The sequence below is a fragment of the Corallococcus sp. AS-1-12 genome (assembly GCF_020036995.1).
GTDB lineage: Bacteria > Myxococcota > Myxococcia > Myxococcales > Myxococcaceae > Corallococcus.
Genome location: NZ_JAIQDD010000017.1, coordinates 48289 through 65632, shown reverse-complemented (window position 1 = coordinate 65632; position 17344 = coordinate 48289). Strand labels below are relative to the sequence as shown.

The 17344-nt window shown below is 71.2% G+C and carries 17 protein-coding genes and 1 tRNA gene; 7 read left to right on the top strand and 11 right to left on the bottom strand.

Going from position 1 to position 17344, the window contains the following annotated elements; all coding sequences use genetic code 11:
• Positions 1–30 precede the first annotated feature (30 nt).
• The 7 genes from K8556_RS24465 to K8556_RS24435 all read right to left on the bottom strand — a co-directional run bounded on the left by K8556_RS24465 (position 31) and on the right by K8556_RS24435 (position 8311).
• Positions 31–3012, bottom strand: coding sequence for a TonB-dependent receptor domain-containing protein (locus K8556_RS24465; RefSeq protein ID WP_223742498.1), 2982 nt, complete (start codon positions 3010–3012; stop codon positions 31–33).
• Between the two features lie 146 nt (positions 3013–3158).
• On the bottom strand, positions 3159–3590 hold the full coding sequence (locus K8556_RS24460; protein ID WP_206786908.1) for a biopolymer transporter ExbD: 432 nt from the start codon (positions 3588–3590) through the stop codon (positions 3159–3161).
• Positions 3591–3606: 16 nt separating this feature from the next.
• A complete protein-coding gene (locus K8556_RS24455) occupies positions 3607–4014 on the bottom strand; it encodes a biopolymer transporter ExbD (protein ID WP_223742497.1) in 408 nt (135 codons plus the stop codon).
• Positions 3998–4753 (bottom strand): MotA/TolQ/ExbB proton channel family protein, encoded by a 756-nt coding sequence (locus K8556_RS24450; RefSeq protein WP_223742496.1) that lies wholly within the window; start codon positions 4751–4753, stop codon positions 3998–4000. Before K8556_RS24450 ends, K8556_RS24455 begins: the two co-directional genes overlap by 17 nt.
• A 31-nt stretch (positions 4754–4784) precedes the next feature.
• Positions 4785–5561: an energy transducer TonB gene (locus K8556_RS24445; protein ID WP_223742495.1), complete on the bottom strand. Its 777-nt coding sequence runs from the start codon at positions 5559–5561 to the stop codon at positions 4785–4787.
• Positions 5562–5643: 82 nt separating this feature from the next.
• A complete protein-coding gene (locus K8556_RS24440; protein ID WP_223742494.1) occupies positions 5644–6861 on the bottom strand; it encodes a glycosyltransferase family 87 protein in 1218 nt (405 codons plus the stop codon).
• Positions 6862–6919: 58 nt separating this feature from the next.
• Positions 6920–8311: an NAD(P)/FAD-dependent oxidoreductase gene (locus K8556_RS24435; protein ID WP_223742493.1), complete on the bottom strand. Its 1392-nt coding sequence runs from the start codon at positions 8309–8311 to the stop codon at positions 6920–6922.
• Positions 8312–8713: 402 nt separating this feature from the next.
• Here K8556_RS24435 and K8556_RS24430 point away from each other — a divergent pair, with 402 nt between their 5' ends.
• The 5 genes from K8556_RS24430 (at position 8714) to K8556_RS24410 (ending at position 12206) form a co-directional block, all read left to right on the top strand.
• Positions 8714–9118, top strand: a complete 405-nt coding sequence (locus K8556_RS24430; protein ID WP_223742492.1) for a ribosome-binding factor A — start codon at positions 8714–8716, stop codon at positions 9116–9118.
• A complete protein-coding gene (locus tag K8556_RS24425) occupies positions 9115–10272 on the top strand; it encodes an RtcB family protein (protein ID WP_223742491.1) in 1158 nt (385 codons plus the stop codon). The genes K8556_RS24430 and K8556_RS24425 overlap by 4 nt, the downstream gene beginning before the upstream one ends.
• A 179-nt stretch (positions 10273–10451) precedes the next feature.
• Positions 10452–10525 (top strand) — tRNA-Gln (locus K8556_RS24420).
• 56 nt (positions 10526–10581) lie between these two features.
• On the top strand, positions 10582–11112 hold the full coding sequence (locus K8556_RS24415) for a non-proteolytic archaemetzincin-like protein (protein ID WP_223742490.1): 531 nt from the start codon (positions 10582–10584) through the stop codon (positions 11110–11112).
• 140 nt (positions 11113–11252) lie between these two features.
• A complete protein-coding gene (locus K8556_RS24410; protein WP_306799757.1) occupies positions 11253–12206 on the top strand; it encodes a hypothetical protein in 954 nt (317 codons plus the stop codon).
• On the opposite strand, the gene K8556_RS24405 is transcribed toward K8556_RS24410, so the two are convergent.
• Genes K8556_RS24405 through K8556_RS24395 form a run of 3 tightly spaced genes read right to left on the bottom strand, consistent with a single transcriptional unit; the run spans position 12203 to position 13509 of the window.
• Positions 12203–12706 carry a DUF3592 domain-containing protein gene (locus K8556_RS24405; protein ID WP_223742488.1) on the bottom strand — a complete coding sequence of 168 codons (504 nt, stop codon included), beginning with the start codon at positions 12704–12706 and terminating at the stop codon, positions 12203–12205. The two genes, K8556_RS24410 and K8556_RS24405, sit on opposite strands and share 4 nt — an antisense overlap.
• Positions 12707–12737: 31 nt before the next feature.
• A complete protein-coding gene (locus K8556_RS24400; protein ID WP_223742487.1) occupies positions 12738–13031 on the bottom strand; it encodes a hypothetical protein in 294 nt (97 codons plus the stop codon).
• Positions 13032–13038: 7 nt separating this feature from the next.
• The gene (locus tag K8556_RS24395; protein ID WP_223742486.1) at positions 13039–13509 is read right to left on the bottom strand and encodes a DUF3592 domain-containing protein; all 471 of its coding nucleotides are present in this window, start codon (positions 13507–13509) and stop codon (positions 13039–13041) included.
• 154 nt (positions 13510–13663) lie between these two features.
• Between K8556_RS24395 and K8556_RS24390 the strand changes: the two genes are divergently transcribed.
• Positions 13664–14152 carry an ankyrin repeat domain-containing protein gene (locus K8556_RS24390; RefSeq protein ID WP_223742485.1) on the top strand — a complete coding sequence of 163 codons (489 nt, stop codon included), beginning with the start codon at positions 13664–13666 and terminating at the stop codon, positions 14150–14152.
• An 87-nt stretch (positions 14153–14239) separates the two neighbouring features.
• On the opposite strand, the gene K8556_RS24385 is transcribed toward K8556_RS24390, so the two are convergent.
• Positions 14240–16450 carry a (Fe-S)-binding protein gene (locus K8556_RS24385; protein ID WP_223742484.1) on the bottom strand — a complete coding sequence of 737 codons (2211 nt, stop codon included), beginning with the start codon at positions 16448–16450 and terminating at the stop codon, positions 14240–14242.
• Between the two features lie 451 nt (positions 16451–16901).
• Between K8556_RS24385 and K8556_RS24380 the strand changes: the two genes are divergently transcribed.
• The gene (locus tag K8556_RS24380; protein ID WP_223742483.1) at positions 16902–17063 is read left to right on the top strand and encodes a hypothetical protein; all 162 of its coding nucleotides are present in this window, start codon (positions 16902–16904) and stop codon (positions 17061–17063) included.
• Positions 17064–17344 lie beyond the last annotated feature (281 nt).

The window sequence follows — 17344 nt, the reverse complement described above, 5'->3', positions numbered from 1 at the left end:
GGTGCGTCCTTTCAGGGGAAATGGGAGGAGCTACAGGGCCCAGCCGAGCGACGCGGTGAACGCCACGCCGGGCTTGTACGTCTGCACCGTCACGTCCCCCTGGCGGAGGGTGACGGACGCGTTGAGGAGGTTCGCGGCGGTCAGCTTCAACTGCGTCGCGCCGAGCTTCTGCGTGAGGCTGAGGTCCACGCGGTGGAAGGGCCGCTCGTACACGTCCGGCAGGCCCTGCACGCCGACCTCGCTGATGCGCTGGCCGTACACGTTGTAGAGCACGGCCACCTCCGTGCCGCTCTCCGGCCGCTCGTAGCCCACGTTCACGTTGACCACGTAGGGGGACTGGCCCTGGAGCGGGCGGTCCTTGTTCGTCTGCGCGCCCAGCGCGGCGTCACCCAGGTCCACCCGTGACTGGATGAGCGTCAGGTTCGCGCCCACGCGCACCGGGCGCAGCGCGGGGCTGAAGCGCGCCAGCGACGTGCGCGCCTCCAGCTCCACGCCGTAGCTGTCCGCGCCCGCGGCGTTCTCGAAGCCCAGGTCGCCCGAGTCCGGGTTGCGGATGACGCGCTCGATGGGGTTCTGGAAGCGCTTGTAGAAGGCGCTCGCGGCCAGCACGTCGTTCTCACCGACGAACCACTCGGCGCGCACGTCCACGTTGTGGATGCGCGTCTCCAGCAGGTCGGGGTTGCCGGACACGTTCCGGCGGCGCACGAAGTCGAAGAAGATGAACGGCGCCAGCTCGCGGAAGGTGGGCCGCGCCAGCGTGTAGCTGTAGCCCGCGCGCAGGTTCACCTCCGGAGCCAGCGCGTAGGTCGCGTTGAGCGACGGGAGCACGTCCAGGTAGCGCTGGTCCGCGCCGCCGTTGTCGCTCTCCACGCCGGTGAACGGGTCCTTGAGCGTCAGTTGCTGGTTGGACGCCTCCAGGCGCACGCCGCCCACCAGGCGCAGCGGCTCCACGGGCTTGTAGTCCGCGGACACGTAGCCGGCGTAGATGCCCAGGAAGGCGTTGTAGGCGTCATCCGCGCGCGTCGTCTCGCGCACGGTGATGGAGGTGCCCACGTTGTCCGGCGAGAAGAGCTGCTCGGGGGACTGGGTGCGGTCCACCGGCTCGTCGGTGAGCAGGTAGCGGAAGCGGCGCGCGTTGAAGTCCCGGAAGGACACCTGGGTGAGGCCGCCCACCTTCACGCGCAAATCGGAGGTGAAGGGCAGGGTGAGGTTGAGGCTGCCGCCGGTGGACGTCTCGCCCAGCTCCGCGAAGAAGCGCTCGCCGCTGTTGGGCTGGTTGGGGAAGGAGAGCTGCGCGTCCGGGGTGCTGAGGGCGGCGCTGTAGAGCGTGTCGCGCGTGTCGGGCTCGTCGCGGTCCACGCGGGAGACGTTGGCCTGCCAGTCCACCTCCGAGTCGCCCAGGAGGCCCAGGCGGTGGAAGCCGCGAAGCTGCGTGAAGGACAGCGCGCGGGTGATGAACTGGAGGCGGGTGCTGGCGTAGGTGTCACCGCGCACGTTGTTGTTGCCGTTGGCGGTGTACGTGCGCGTGTCGGTGCCGCGCGTGTAGAGGCTGAAGAGGGTCAGCTCGTTGTCGCGGTCGAACTGGTAGCCCACGCTGGCCAGGCCGCTGAGGTTCGCGGTGGAGAAGCCCTGCGTGGTGCGCGCGACGTCCTGGGAGATGAGGCTGCCGGACTCGTCGCGGGCGGCGCGGGCGAAGTCCCCCGTCTGCACGCCGTCGCGGTGGCCGTAGTTGACGGTGGCCAGGTAGCCCAGGCGCTGGTTGCCGAAGCGCAGCGTGTCACCCAGGGACGCGCCCAGGCCCAGGTTGGGGGCGGCGCGCGTGGTGCGCCTCTCCCAGATGTTGGAGAAGCTCTCCCACTGGCTCTCCAACTGCTGCGCGGACTCGCCGCCCGCGCCCAGGCGGTGGTCGCGGGGGAGCGCGGAGGGCAGGGAGCGGTCGGAGGAGGCGAAGCCCAGCGTCTCACCGAAGCCGCCCTGCGCCTGCGCGTTGCGCTCGCGGAAGGTGGTGACGGTGTCGCCGCCCAGGGTGAGGCGCGGCTTGAACTCGAACTGGGAGGGGTAGGTGTTGGTCTCGATGAGCAGCGTGCCGCCGCCGAAGGTGCCCGGCAGGTCCGGCGTGTAGCTCTTCACGACGTTGAGGTTGGCGAGCAGGCTGGTGGGGAACAGGTCCAGCGGCACGCTGGGCTCGTCCGGCTCCGGGCTGGGCAGGAGCGCGCCGTTGAGGAGCGTGGTGGCGTAGCGGCCACCCAGGCCGCGCAGGAGCACGTAGCGGCCGTCCACCACGGTGGCGCTGACCACGCGCTTCACGGCGTCACCGGCGCTGGAGTCCGGCGTGCGGGCGATCTCCTGCGCGCTGATGGCGTCGGAGACGGCGGCGGCCTTCTTGCGGTCCTGGAGCAGGGCGCCCTCCGCGCGGCGGTCGGAGCGGGCCTCGACGACGACCTCCTGCACCGCGCCCACGTCCGCGCTGAGCGCGACGTCCAGCTTCGTGGCCTTGCCCTGGGTGACGACGACGCCCGTGATGCGGCGGCCCTGGTACACGTCGTAGAAGGCGCGCAGGTCGTACTTGCCCGGCGGCAGCGCCAGCCGGTAGTTGCCGTCCAGGTCGGTGAGGGCCTGCTTGCCGGCGCCCGTCACGACCTTCACGGTGGCCTCGATGAGGCCTTCACCGTTGGCCTCGTCCGTCAGCCGGCCGTAGATGCCGGTGAAGCCCGGGGGCGGCGCGGCGGACTCCGTGAGGGCCTCAGCGTCCATGGCCGCTTCATCGGAGGCCGTGGCCTCGGAGGGAGTGGCACCGTCGGCCGGAGCCGGCTGCGCGGCCTGCGACGGATCCGCGGGCGCGCTGCCCGGCGGGGGCGGAAGCTCCCCGGCCGGCTGCTGGCCCGGGGTGGCGGAGGGCGAAGGCGCGGCGGGCGCGGGGGAGTCCGCGCCGGGCGCCTGCGCGAAGGCAGGCAGGGTGATGAGCACGAGTGACGCGACGAAGGCGCGCACGAAGCTTGAGGAAGACAACACGGCTCTCCTTGCCGACAGCGACGCGCACTCAACGCGACGCCCGTGGCATTGGGATGAAGGGTTTGTGACGTCTGTGGCGGCGGCGGGAAAACTCGGCGTCACGAACCGCGCGCGGCTTCACGGAGCCGCGCGCGGGGCGCCTGGAGTCAGTCCGCCAGTCGTTCCGGCAGCACGGCGACGGTGATGTTCCCGCCCCGCGCCAGGTCCAGCACTTCCATGGCACTTCCGTACGGCACCGCGTCGCCCGCGTCGAAGAAGACGATCTTGTCCGCGCGCGCGTTGAGCATCCGTTGCAGCCGCGCCACCACCTGGTCGCGAGGAACCTCCTCGCGGTTGATGCGCAGCGTGCCGGCCTTGTCCACCGTGAGCACCACCGGTGGCTTCGCGTCCGGAGGCGGAGGCGTGGCCTCCTCCTTCTTGTCCGGCTTCGCGGGCACGTTCATCCACAGGTTCTTGGTCATCAGCGGCGTGACGACCATGAAGATGATGAGGAGGACGAGCACCACGTCCACCAGCGGCGTCACGTTCATCGTGGGGCGGACGCCGCCGCCCTTGTTGCCACCGACGTCGAAAGCCATGGCGCGTGCCTCCCCTTCAGTGCTTCTTCCGGTCGATGACCTGGAGACTGATGCCCGGGAACCCGATGTCCTGCATCGCCTTGAACACGCCGCGCACCTGCGCGTACGCCACGCCCTTGTCCGCCTTGAGCACCACGGGCGCGTCCGGCTTCGCCTGGTGCAGCGCCTTCAACTCCACCACCAGCGCGTCCCGGTTGAGCTGCTGGCGGTCCAGGTAGAACGCCCCGTTGGCCGCCAGGCTCACCGTGGTGGGCTCCAGGTTCTTGTTCTCCGCGTCCGGGTTCATCGCCGCGGGCAGGTCCACCGCGGCGCCGGCCTCCAGTTGCGGCGTGACGACCATGAAGATGATCAGGAGGACGAGCACCACGTCCACCAGCGGCGTCACGTTCATCTCCGGCGTGAGGCTCCTACGCGTGGCCGACATCGCCCGCCTCGGTCCGCGTGGAGACGACGTCCGTGGCGCCGTGCGAGCCGCCGTGGGCCGCCACCGCGCGCTTGTCGCCGGCCATGTCCTCCAGGTGGTCCATGAACTCGCTGCGGGCCTGCTCCAGGGACAAGAGCAGCGCGTCCGCGCGGGTGGACAGGAAGTTGAACATCAGCACCGCGGGGATGGCGACCAGCAGGCCCAGCGCCGTGACGACGAGCGCCTCCGCGATACCGGCGGACACCGCGCCCAGGCCGCCGGAGCCCTCCTTCGCGATGCCGGCGAAGGCCTCGATGATGCCCACCACCGTGCCGAGCAGCCCGACGAACGGCGCCACCGAGCCCACCGTGGCCAGCACGGACATGCCCCGGCGCACGTCCGCGGTGATGCGCTCGTTGATGCGCACCAGGTCGCGCCGCGTGAGCTCCACCGCGCCCAGCTTCCCGGCCGGAGCCCGCGACTTCGCGAGGAACGTCTTCATGCCGCCGCCGAGCATCATCGCCAGGTGGCTGCTCTTGTTGCCGTCCGCCTCCTTCACCAGCGCGTCGTGCTGCTGCTGCGCGAGCAGCGGACCGGCGCGGCCCGCGAACTGGCGGGACGCGGCGCGCGAGCGGAAGAAGACGAAGAGGCGCTCGAAGAACACCGCCAGCGACGCGACCGCGAAGGCGATCAGCGTCCAGGCGATGCCCAGGGCGAAGACGCCCATGTGCGCGTAGATTTCCTTGAGATTGAAGTTCATGGCGATGGCTCTCCGAAGGGGGAGGAAGGCGTCAGGACTTGAGGCGGAACGGGACCTTGAAGATGCGGAAGACGGCGGTGGGCTGACCCGACACGACGGCGGGCTTGAAGCGCCACGTGCGCACGGCGGCCAGCGCGGCGCTGGCGAAGGGCTCATCGCCGCGCATCACCTTGAGGCCGGTGACGCGGCCGTCGACCTCGACGACGCCCTTGAGGATGACCAGCCCCTCCAGCCCCTTGGAGCGGGCGTCGGCGGGGTACTCGGGGATGAGGTTCGCGGCCAGCGGCTCCGGCGGCGTCCCCGTCTCCGGGAGGTTGATGGGCTGCGCGCGGCCACCGCCAATGGCCATGCCCTCGCCGCTGCCGGTGCCACCCACCACACCGCCAGGGACGAGCGTGCCCGTGCCACCCACGGCCATGGGCGCCGCGGCGACGATCTCCTTCTCAGCCTCGGGCGGCTTGTCGAGCGGCACCGCGTCCGGGGCCTTCAGCGGCGCGGGCGCGACGGTGGGCACCGCCGCGGGCGGAGGCGCGGCCTTCGCGACAGGCGGCGCGGCGCGGGGCGGCGGCTTCGCGACGGGAGGCGGCGGCGGGGGCGGCGGCTTCGCCTCCACGACGGGAGGCGGCGGAGGGGGAGGGGGACGGAAGACGACGTCCACCTTCTTCTCCTGGATGACTTCCTTCACCGTGTTGGCCGCGGTCATCGCCGCCACGGCGATGAGTCCGAAGACGGCGACCGACGCGGTGGTGGAGAGCGCGAACCGCCGGGCGGCGGGGGCGCTGGAGGCGCTGTCGAACGTTTCGAACATGACGGGGACGCATATAGCGACACCGTGTGTCACGAAGGTTCAGGCTCCGTGACACTTTGCCCCCGGCGATGTCTCGATTGGGTCACGAACCGCGAGCGTTCAAAAATCCGCGCGGCAGGTGGGTCACGGTCTTGTCGGAAAGCACCGCCGTGGGCGTCCCGTGGCGCCGCGTCTGCCACAACAGCGCGATCAGCAGCGCGGCGTACGCCACCGCGAACGGCCGGAGGAGCAGCACGCGCCGGGCCGGGTCCGCTCCCAACACCGCGTCGGACACGACCATGCCGATGAGGGCCACGAAGGCCACGCACGCCTGTCCCAGCCGCGAGCGCCCCTCCAGCGCCGCGCGGATCACCGGCCAGGCGAGCAGGTAGTTCGCGCGCCACGCCAACGGTGACAAGAGCGTGACGCCCAGGCAGCAGAACGCGAGCAGCTCCACCGGACCGGGCCGCGCCCACACGAGCGCACCGATGAACAGCCCCAGCGCCACGACCTGCGCCGCGGTCATCGCGCCCGCGGGAGGGATGGACTCCGGAGGCAGCACCAGCGACAGCAGCAGCGTGGGCAGGCCCTGCGGGTTGTGGCCCAGCGCCCAGGGCGGCGTGGTGCGCGCCAGGGTCTCCGTCCAGTCACGCATCTGTGACAGCGTGCCCGCCCACCCGTAGCGGCCCAGCGTGGGCAGCACCAGCAGGACGCCGAAGAGGGCGGTGGTCCCCACCACGCGCCAGTGCCGGCGCGCCAGGAAGAACAACCCCAGGAGCGCGGCCGGAGGCTTGAGCAGACACGCCACGGCGAAGGCCGCGCCAGGGCCCCACGTCCGGCCCCGCTCGGCGCCCACGGCCGCGAGCACCGCCAGCCACAGCAGCACGACGTCCACCTGGCCGTAGAAGAACTCGAAGGAGAACGCGGGCAGCAGCGCGGCGGTGGCGAGCACCGGAGCCCACGGCCACGGCGTCGCCTCTCCAGTCTTGGGAACCGCGCGGCGCGTGAGCACGGACACGGCGCCGAGCGCGAGCACGGAGCCCAGGTTCCAGAGCGCCACGGCGGCGCGCGGCGGCACGGCGGTGAAGGGGAGGAACAGGGGCGCGGTGACCGGCGCGTACTTGAACGGCATGGTGCCGTCCTCGGCGCGGTAGAGGTCCGTGCCTTCGCGGAAGCGCTCGGCGGCGGTGAGGTAGACGCGGAAGTCCGCGCCGCGCCGGGGGTGTTGCCCCACCGCCACGGCCGCCACGGCGAGCACCCCCAACAGCGCCCACTCCACCTTCAGGGATGCGCGGTGACGGGCGGGCTCAGCGGTGCTCATTCACGGACCGGGACACGGAGGGGCGCGCACCATTCCACGCGGGGGCGCCCCGCCGCAATCACAGGCCGTAGGCTTCCAGCAGCCGCAGCCACACCTCGCTCACGGTGGGGTACGACGGCACCGCGTGCCAGAGCGTGTCCAGCGTCACCTCGCCCGCGACGGCGATGGTGGCCGCGTGGATCATCTCGCCCACGCCCGGCCCGGTGAACGTGGCGCCCACGATGACCCGGCGCTGCTCGTCCACCACCAGCTTGGCGGTGCCCTTGAGGTCCTTGCCCATGACGGACGCGCCGGCCACGTCGCCCAGCGCGTACTGCACGGTCTTCACCGGCACGCCCGCCTTGCGCGCCCGCTCCTCGGTGAGGCCCACGCTGCCCACCTGCGGGTGCGTGAAGATGACCTGCGGCGTGGCCTTCGCGTCCGCCCACGCCTTCGCGGGCTTGCCCAGCAGGACGTCGCCCAGCAGCCGCGCCTGGTACTTGCCCATGTGCGTGAGCAGGTTGCGGCCGTTCGCGTCGCCGCACGCGTACAGCCAGCCGCCGTCCACGCCCGTGGCGCGGAGCTGATCATCCACCTCGATGGACGCTCCGGGCTTGAGCCCCACCGTGTCCAGCCCCAGGTCGTCCGTGCGCGCGGTGCGGCCCATGGCGACGAGCAGCGCGTCCGCGCGCAGCGTGTCCCCGCCGGTCAGCGTGATGGTGTACTCGCCCTGGGTGCCGGAGCGCTGCACCTTGGTGGCCTGCGTCTCCAGCAACACGCGCACGCCGGAGTCGCGCAGCGCCTCGGCCACCTGCTCGCCCGCGAAGGGTTCGAAGCGCTTGAGCACGCGCGGCCCGCGCTGCACCAGCGTCACCTCCGAGCCCAGCTCGCGCCACGCCTGCGCCAGCTCCACCGCCTCCACGCCGCCGCCCAGCACCACCAGCCGGCCCGGCACGGCCTTGGCGCCGGTGCCCTCGCGGTTGTCCCACGGCTTGGAGTCCTTGAGGCCCGGGATGTCCGGCAGGCGCGGCTTGCTGCCGGTGGCGATGACGACGGCCTGCTTCACGTCCAGCTCGCGCACCTTGCCGTCCTTGCCGGTGACGGCCACCTTGCGCGGACCGGTGAGCCGGCCGTGGCCGCGCATCACGGTGAGCTTCGCGCCCTCCGCCCACTTCACCTGGGACCTGTCGTCGTAGCCGGACACCATCTGGTCGCGGTGCTTGAGCACGGCGTCCGCCTTGAGCGGGCCCTGGATGAGCTCGCGCACGCCGGGCGTGTGCTTCGCGAGCCACAGCGCCTCGCCGGGGTGCAGCAGCGCCTTGCTGGGCATGCAGGCCCAGTAGGAGCACTCGCCGCCCAGCAGCTCGTGCTCCACCAGCGCGACCTTCAAACCCCCCGCCGCCGCGCGCGCGCCCGCGTTCTCTCCCGCGGGACCCGCCCCAATCACCACCACGTCGAAAGTCTCGGCCATGACGCCTCCTCCCCCCTGCTTGCCCCGGGACGGCCCTCCCGCCAATCCGACTGGCGCCGCGCGTCGGCTGGTGGATGGAGCGGCTGGTCACCAGAGGACAGCACCGCCCGTGTCAGGACCCGGAAGGCCCCCACGTCGGGGGACGGTCCGCGCGGTGATTCGCGCGGTGGGAGGTGTGCCATGGGACGTGTCGCCAAGGGGGTCTCGGTCCGCTCCGCGGGGTCGCGCTTCTAGCGTCACCGGCGGCGTCCAGTTCCCGTCCGGAGGCAGCGCCCGTCCGAGCGCTGTCGCGGCCGTGGAGGACGCCTTCGACGTGAGGTCCAGACGGCGTGTCCGCGCGGTGTCGTTCGCGTGCACACCCGGCCGTGCTCCGGCACGGCCAGCAGGAATCCGTCTTCATTCATGTCCTCTTCCAAGCATCGCCGTCCCCGCGCGTCCCTCCGGCGCTCGGGCTCCTCGCTGTTCCATGCCGAAGCTCCGTCCGCGCGTCACCTGCGCGTCCAGTCCACCCTCTCCGAGGACGTCTCGCTGCTCTTCCGCGGCGAGCTGTCCGACCCCAGGCTCGAAGGCGTCACGCTGACGTCGTGCGAGCTGTCCCCCGAAGGCCGCACCGTGCGCGTCGGCTACTCGCTGCCGCACGACGCGGACCCCGCCGCCGTGAAGGAGGCCCTCGCCCGGGCGGAGGGCTTCCTGCGCTCGCGGCTCGCGCAGCACCTGAACCTCAAGCGCACCCCGCACCTGCGCTTCGTGCTCGTGGGCACCGCCCCACGCACGGAGCCTGAAGCCGGCGAAGGGGGTGACGCATGATGCCCCGTGTCCTCGGAGTTCCACCGGGCGCGGTGCCCCTCCTCGCCTGGGCGCGCACGGTGCCCCCGGCGGCCCTGAAGCAGCTCCAGCGCCTCTCCGCGCAGCCCTACGTCACGGAGCACGTGGCGGTGATGCCGGACGTGCACCTCGCGTCGGGCGTGGCGGTGGGCACCGTCTTCGCGACGGAAGCCCACGTCGTGCCCGGCGCGCTGGGCAACGACCTGGGCTGCGGCGTGAGCGCGCACCGCTTCGCCTTCCCCGCCGCCTCGCTCTCGCGCGCGGACCTGGAGCGGGTGCTGTCCCAGCTCGCCCGGGTCATCCCGGTGGGAGACGCGGTGCACCGGGGACGGGGCCTGCCCCTGCCGCCCGGGCTCGAAGCTCCTCCGCTGTCCACCCAGAAGCTCGCGCATGCCTGGGAGCGGCTGGCGCCGCGCCACCTGGGCACGCTCGGCGGGGGCAACCACTTCCTGGAGCTGGACCGCGACGGGGCAGGGGACCTCTGGCTGCTCATCCACTCCGGCTCGCGGGGCGTGGGGGGCGCCGTGGGGGAACACCACCAGCGCGTGGCCCAGGCGCTCGGACAGGGCACGCCGCCCGCGCTCGACACCGGCACCGAAGCGGGCCAGGCGTGCGTGAATGACCTGGACCTGGCGTGCCGCTTCGCCCGCGCGAACCGAGACCAGCTCGCGGTCCGGGCGCTGGCGGTGCTGGCGGACCTGCTGGGCCTGGCCCCGGACCCGGGGAGCACCGTGGACGTGCACCACAACCACGTCGCCTCCGAAAGGCACTTCGGCCGCGCGCTCTGGGTCCATCGCAAGGGCGCGGTGGGGCTGGACGCGGGGGCCCGGGGGCTCATCCCGGGCTCCATGGGCACCGCCTCCTACGTCGTCGAGGGACGGGGGGAGCCCCGCGCCTTCCGCTCCTGCTCACACGGGGCGGGCCGCGTGCTCACCCGCACGGAGGCCCGCGCCCGCATCCGCCCGGACGCCCTGGCCCACGCCCTGCGCCGCGTGGTCTTCGACCCGGGCCGGGCGCACGCCCTGGTGGAGGAGGCCCCCGCCGCCTACCGGGACCTCACCGAGGTGCTGGAGGACGAGGAGGACCTCGTGACACCCCGCGTGCGGCTCACGCCCCTGGCCGTGCTGAAGGGCTGAAGGGGGGGGCCACCTGTCGGCTGGATGACAGCCCGCCCCCCCGGAGGCCGCCCAGGCGACATCCGGGGGGAGTGATCCACCCCCCGGACGCCGGAGATGGAGGGGGACAGCGTCAGAGTGGGTTCCCGCGCCCGTCAAAGTGCCGTAGTATCGGCCCACGAGTACGCGTGCGAACCTGCTGGGGCGTCGTCTAATGGCAGGACGTCAGACTTTGACTCTGATTATCAAGGTTCGAATCCTTGCGCCCCAGCCACTCCGCTCCGGGGGGACGCGGTCTATGTCCGTCCGGAGGTACAAGGCGGTGGGCTGATGCCGCAGAAGACGCTCCTGCTGGTCACCGTGGGCAGTCCACCGTCCGCGCTCGTGAATGCCTTGCAGGAACCGCTGGCGACCCACCTGGGCGTCAGCACGGTTGTGAGCCGGATGGCGCTGTCGTCCCCGGCCTACGCCTTCAACAAGGACCGCAGCCAGTACCACTGCAACGCCATCATGCGCCGGCTGGGCACGGTGCTGGATGAGTCGCCGCAGGACCTGGTGATGGGCGTGACGGACGCGGACCTCTTCGAGCCGGACTCGCCCTTCGTCTTCGGGCAGGCGGACCGGGAGTCCCAGGTCGCGGTGATGAGCCTGTTCCGGCTGCGCCAGGGCGCGGAGGGCGAAGCGCTGCGCCGCCGCGTGCAGGTGGAGGCGGTGCACCAGGCCGGGCACCTCATCGGCCTGTCGTACTGCGAGGACTCGCGCTGCGTGATGTTCTTCCCGCAGTCCCCGCAGGACATCGACCGCAAGTCGCTGGGCCCCTGCAACGTCTGCCGCAACGAACTGAACCGCCTCAACCGCTGAACGCGCGTGCGCGCTCCCCGACACGGGCGCGCGTGAATGCCTCCGCGTGCGTTGACGTCCAGTCCGGCGCGCCCTGTAGTGTTCGGGCGCGAAGCGCGTGTGACAGGGCCGGCACAGCGGGAGAGACAGCGATGATGGGCATGCGGCGATGGCTCGGCGGTGTGGTGGCGGTGGGGATGTTGGGGGCGTGCGAGCCCTCGGACTTTGGAGGTGGCGGCACCGCCGGTGACGTCCTCTTCGACCGGGGCTTCGCCTTCGTGCGCGGCGACCGGAACGTCTACGTGGTGGACGACGACGGCGACCCCAACAGCCCGCAGCGGCTGACGACGGCGGGCGGCGCGTTCACGCCCTCCATCTCCAGGAACGGCAACAGCATCGTGTTCGTGCAGCGCTCGGGCAGCACGTCGTCCCTCCAGACGGTGCCCACCACGGGCGGGCCGGTGGCCACGCTGCTGAGCAGCAACGACGCGGCGTGCGGCGGTTGCACCAACTTCCGCGGCCCCACCTTCAGCCCGGATGGGCGCACCATCGTGTTCGCGTTCGACCGGGGCTCGGGGTCGCAGAGCTCGCTGGGCCGCATCGCGGCGGATGGCAGCGGCTTCGTGGAGCTGACGCCCGGCACCACCATCGCCTACGGCGCGCCGTCCTTCTTCCCCAGCGGGAACACGGTGGTGGCGCCCGCGGGCACCAACTCCTTCCAGTTCGACCAGCTCGCGTTCGTGCCGGTGGGCGGCGGCAGCCCCAGCTACGTGCGGCTGGGCAACGAGGTGCTGGCAATCGCGAACCGCGCGGTGATTTCGCCGGACGGGCGGCAGATTGCCCTGGACGGGCGGTTGTCCTCCGGCAGCACGCGCATCTTCGTGGGCAACGTGACGGCCTCGGGCCTCGGCGGCGCCCTGCGGCGGCTGACGGACTACACCGCGAGCACCGTGCAGGAGAGCTTCCCCAGTTGGACGAGCAGCACGGAGCTGGGCTTCCTCTTCAACGACTCCGGCGGTGACCCGAGCATCTACCGCGCCCCGGTGTCCTCCACGGCCAGCTCCGTGACGCTCGCGGTGCCCGCCGCGAACGAGCCCTTCTACGGGCCCAACTAGTCCTCGCCCTGCCGCCGCTTCTCCCCGGCGGGAAGCGGCGCTTCGTAGCTCCGGAGCCCGGGTGGGGGCGTGGAGCCCTTCGGCCTGGCGACGAGCAGCGCCACGGCCACCAGGACGACCATCAGCAGCACCAGGGCCCCCATCCTGAACAGCAGCCTGCCTGTTCCAATCTCCGTGCCCACGCGCTGGTGGCGGCGGGGCTTGTGCGGCAGGTAGAGGGCCTCCACCGTGTCTCCCACGGCAGGGAGGACCTTCTGCCTCGGGTTCTGCACGGTGTACTGGTCGTGGAGGTCCGTGCCGTCCCGCAGGTGGAGGACGTACTTCACGATGATGTACTCGTGGTCGGAATCCCAGCCCACGTGGACCACCTCGCCATGGGCGTGCAGCCCCTCCTCCTGGAGCTTCAGGGTGAGGTCGCGCTGGAGCAGCAGCCACACCAGCACCCCGAAGAGGGCCGGTACGACGATCACCACCATCACGACCACTTCCGTTGGGTTCATGGTGGCCTCGAGGTGACGGGCAATGGCCCGGTCAGTATGCGTCCGTCCGGTTCAGCGGACGTCGTAGGTCCGCAGCCTGCCCGAGGCCGCGAACCCGCGCCGGTGCTCCTTGTACTTGCCGCGGACCTCCGAGCCGTCCGGCAGACTCCACGACGCGGTACTTCCTGTTCATCCAGCTCGTGCGGACGCGGACCGCCTCGCCCCGGGCGTGCTCTCCCCGCTCCCGCAGCTCCAGGGTGAGCTGATCCTGGAGCAGCAGCCGCACCATCATCACCAGGGGCGCCCCGATGAGGAGCACCCCGAGCAGGACCGCGTTCATGGGCATGGCCGTCTCAGGATGACGGGTGGGGTGACCCGGGGGCAACCTGGGGGGACTCCGGCACCACCTTCCCCAACAGCGCCACCAGCCCCAGGAGGGTGAGCAACCCCAGGATGACGCTGAAGAAGAGGGCGAGCCCCAGCGACGTCACCCCCTGGCCCTCCGGGAAGCTGCGGCGCGGATCGCTCAGGCCATACCGCACCTGGACGCGGTCCCCGGGGCGCAGCCGCTTCCACAGCTCCGAGGAGATGTGGCGCCGGTGCTCCTGTCGCGTGCCGCCCTCCGGCGTGAAGGCGTAGACGAGGACGTAGTCACTGTCGTCCGGCGCGGAGAGGAACTCCTTCTTCACCACCGTCCCCTGCGCGTGCAGCCCCTCGCGCAGGATGCCCATGTCCCGCCGGTACGAGCCCCAGGTCAGCACCAGCATGGACGCGCCCAGCACCACGAACGTCGCACCCAGGACCCGCGCCGCGAAGAGAGCCACGCCGTGCCTCCTGCCCGCCCTTTAAGCGGGCACCCGGCGGCGCGAAACGGCAATGCCCTCCGCGCTCCGCCGTAAAGCCAGCGCGTGGGCCCCTCCCTGGCGTCGCGTCCGCCGAACCGCCATGCTCCCGCGCGTCCTGCCGGAGGTACGCACCGTGTCCCTGTTCGATGCCGTCGCCGCGGGTGACCGCGCCGCCCTGAGCGCCCAGCTCGACGCGGGCGCGGACCCCAACCCCTTCGACGACGAGGGCCGCACGCCGCTGATGGTGGCCGCGCGCTCGGGCCAGGAGGACCTGGTGCGCGTGCTCCTGGAGGCCGGCGCGGACCCCACGCTGCCGGACTCCGTGGGCGAGACGCCGTTCGTCGCCGCCGCCGCCTACGGCCACCTCCAGGTCTGCGCGCTCCTGTTCCCGCACGCCACCTCGGACGAGAAGGACATGGCGCGCACGCTGCTCAAGAACCAGGGCGTCGAGGAGATTCCCTCCCGCCCCTCGCGCCCGTCCGAGGTCCCACCCGGCGGCCTCCGCCGCAAGCTCGCCTCCGCGGGCGCCTACGTCACCAGCAAGCTGGGGGACGACGGCGCCACGAAGCGCCTGGAGCGCGTGCTGCGCTCGGAGGGCAACGCCCCCAAGGGCCGCAAGTAGTCTCCAGGGCCCGGAAAGGCGAAGGGCCCGGCCGCTCCCACTTTGGGGAGCCACCGGGCCCTCGTCACATCCGCGCCGGACGGAGCGCTACTCCGGCTTGGCGCTCACCACGGGGCTCGGCGCCACCGTGCCGCCCTTGTTGCTCGTCTCCAGGGCGTCGGCGACCAGCTCGGTGATGTCCTTGACCTGGATCTGCTCGCGGCCGGTGTCGTTCTTCGCGTCGTTGAGCATCGTGGAGCAGAACGGGCAGGCCACCGCGACGATGCCCTTGCCGCCCGGCTCCTTGTAGTCGCCCACCATGCCCGGCTTCTTCTTGTCCGCGGCGTCGGGGTAGGGCGTGTTCGGGTCCTCCGCGTGCTTGAGCGTGAGGGCCACCTCGTTGATGCGGTTGTGGTTGATGCGCGTGCCGATGTGCTCCTCCATCCACATCCGGCCACCACCGGCGCCGCAGCAGAAGCCCTCGCGCTTGCTGCGCTGCATCTCCACCACCTCCAGGCCCGGGATGGCGTTGAGCACCTCACGGGGCGCGTCGTACACGCCGTTGTGCCGGCCCAGGTAGCAGGGGTCGTGGTAGGTCAGCTTCGTCCCGGCGTTCATCACCGAGGACAGCTTGATGCGCTTGTCCTTGAGCAGCTCGTTGATGAGCTGCGTGTGGTTGATGACGCGGTACTCGCCGCCGAACTCCGGGTACTCGTTCTTGATGGTGTTGAAGCAGTGCGGGCACTGCGTGATGACCGCCTTCACGCCCATCGCGTTCCAGGACTCGACGTTCGTCTTGGCCAGCGTCTGGTACAGGTACTCGTTGCCCATGCGGCGCGCGGAGTCGCCGTTGCACATCTCCTGCTTGGACAGCGTCGCGAAGGACACGCCCGCCTCGCGCATGATCTTCACCAGCGCGCGGCTCACCTTCTTCTGCTTGTCGTCGTAGCTGCCCGCGCAGCCCACGAAGAACAGGTACTCGTACTCGCCGCCGTCACCCCAGGTGGGCAGCGCCAGGTCCTCCGCCCACTCGTCGCGCCGGTCCTGGCCGATGCCCCAGGGGTTGCCCTGGCGCTCCATGCCCTCGAACACGCGCTGGATTTCCGGCGGGAACTCCGCCTTCACCTGCACCTGGTAGCGGCGCATGTCGATGAGGCGCGGGACGTTCTCGATGAACACCGGGCAGGCCTGCTCGCACCAGCCGCAGCTCGTGCACGCCCACACCGTCTCCGCCTTCAGCGCGCTGCCGACGATCTCCGGCAGGGGCTCCTTCACGCCGTGGGGGCCGTAGCCCTCCTCCACCCAGCGCTCGTTCTCCCAGATCCAGTGCTTCAGGTCCTGGTTCACGGCCTTGTGCGTGAGCGGCTTGCCCGTGATGTAAGTGGGACAGTGCGTCTGGCACCGGCCGCACTCCGTACAGGAGTACAGGTCCATGCCGTTCTTCCAGGTGAGGTCCTTCACCGTGGCGGCGCCGAACTCCTCCTTCTCCAGGTTGGGCGTGGGCAGCTTGCCGGTGGAGTGCGTGCGCTGGAAGAAGACGTTGGGCAGGCCCGTGATGATGTGGAAGTGCTTGCCCAGCGGCAGGAAGTTCAGGAACGCCAGGATGATGGTCAGGTGGATGAAGAAGCCGCCCACGCCCAGGGCGTGCGCCGCCGTGGCGCCCAGGGGCATCATCGCCAGGCCCGTCAGGCTGGTGACGGGCTCCCACCAGACCATCGCGGACGGCGCCGCCGGCACCTGCGTGGCCCCCATGGGCACCTGCTGCGCGGCGGCGTGCGCGGCCACCATGTGGCTGCCGCCGAACATGAACTCGGTGATCATCAGGCCCGCGATGAAGCCCAGGATGAGGTAGGCCTCCCAGGACTGGGACATGCGGTCCGGCTTCACCTTCCAGCGCGTCCACACGAAGTAGGCCACGCCCGCGAGCGCCAGCGCCGCGACGATGTCCTTCACCAGCAGGTAGACCTTGTAGAGGCCCAGCAGCGGCGGCGCCGCGTCCCACGCCGGGTGGGACAGGTCGGTGAGCACGTCCAGCGCGGTGGACGAGAAGCCCATCACGAACAGCATGATGGTGCGCACCGCCAGCACCATGAACGCCGCGTAGATGAAGATGTGGAACAGGCCCGGCGTGAACTCCTCCGGGTCCACCATGCGCTTCTGGCCCAACCCGAAGCGCACCAACTGCGCCACGCGGTAGGGGATGTGGTCCAGCCGGTTCTCCTTCTTCATCGCGAGCAGCACGCCCACGCGGCCGGACATCGTGATGACGAAGAGTGAGACTGCGCCTGCCAGCAGCAGGCCGGTGATGATGGGGTTCATGGAACCTCGGGACCCTCTGGGGCCGCACGACGCAACGCCGGTTGCTGCGACGCGGCAATTCTGGAGTGGTTGTCAACCCTAGCAGGGGTGATTCGCGAATCAAGCACCGTGCGGGGGCCATGTTCCGCAGCGTTCCCTCCACCGCTTCCAGGCCACCCTCCAGGGCGGTCCCCACCCACCGTCCGCCTGGGACGTGGCGTGCGCGAAACCCCCGCGCCTGGCGTGCCGGAAGGCAGCCGGCCGGGCGGGGTGTGACGGACGCTCCATGAACTTTGCTGGCCCCAGGGCTTTACAAAACCGGGGAGTACTCCCAACATGTTCGTAAATCGGTCAAGAAGCGCTTGTAAAGGGACCCGCATGGGGCGGGCCCGGTGACCGACGCAGGGCGTCCAAGGGGACGCGAGCCGTCAAGGGCCGTACACCCCGTGAATGGAGCGCCGAGGAGCCGGACATGAGCCACGACGAGAGCACGTACCTGGACGAGGGGTTGGACGACCTGGAGCTGTCCGCGACGGGTGAAAACGGCCGTTCGGTTCCGCTGGACCCCACGGACGAGCGGCGCTGGGGCCACCTGGACGAAGAGGCCTGGGGCGGCTGGCACGTGGCGGAGTGACGCCCTGCCCCCGCGGCCGGTGGATTGCGCGGGGGCCTCCGTTGAAGAGGTCGAAGAACCTGTCGGACTGTCGGACAGGTTTGGGAGCTTGCACTCCCGGACGCTGATGCAGTGCGCTGGACGCCGTGACGCTCCCCGCCCAAGGTCGGGTCGAGCCCCTCGGAGCGGTCCCCGGGAATGACCGGTGGCGGACCCTCAAGATGTAAATCCGTAAAGCGTTGAACGAATCCGCCGGAGTGGGTGATCGCCGGTGCCGGGCGGGGCCTGGGAGCCCGGGGGCT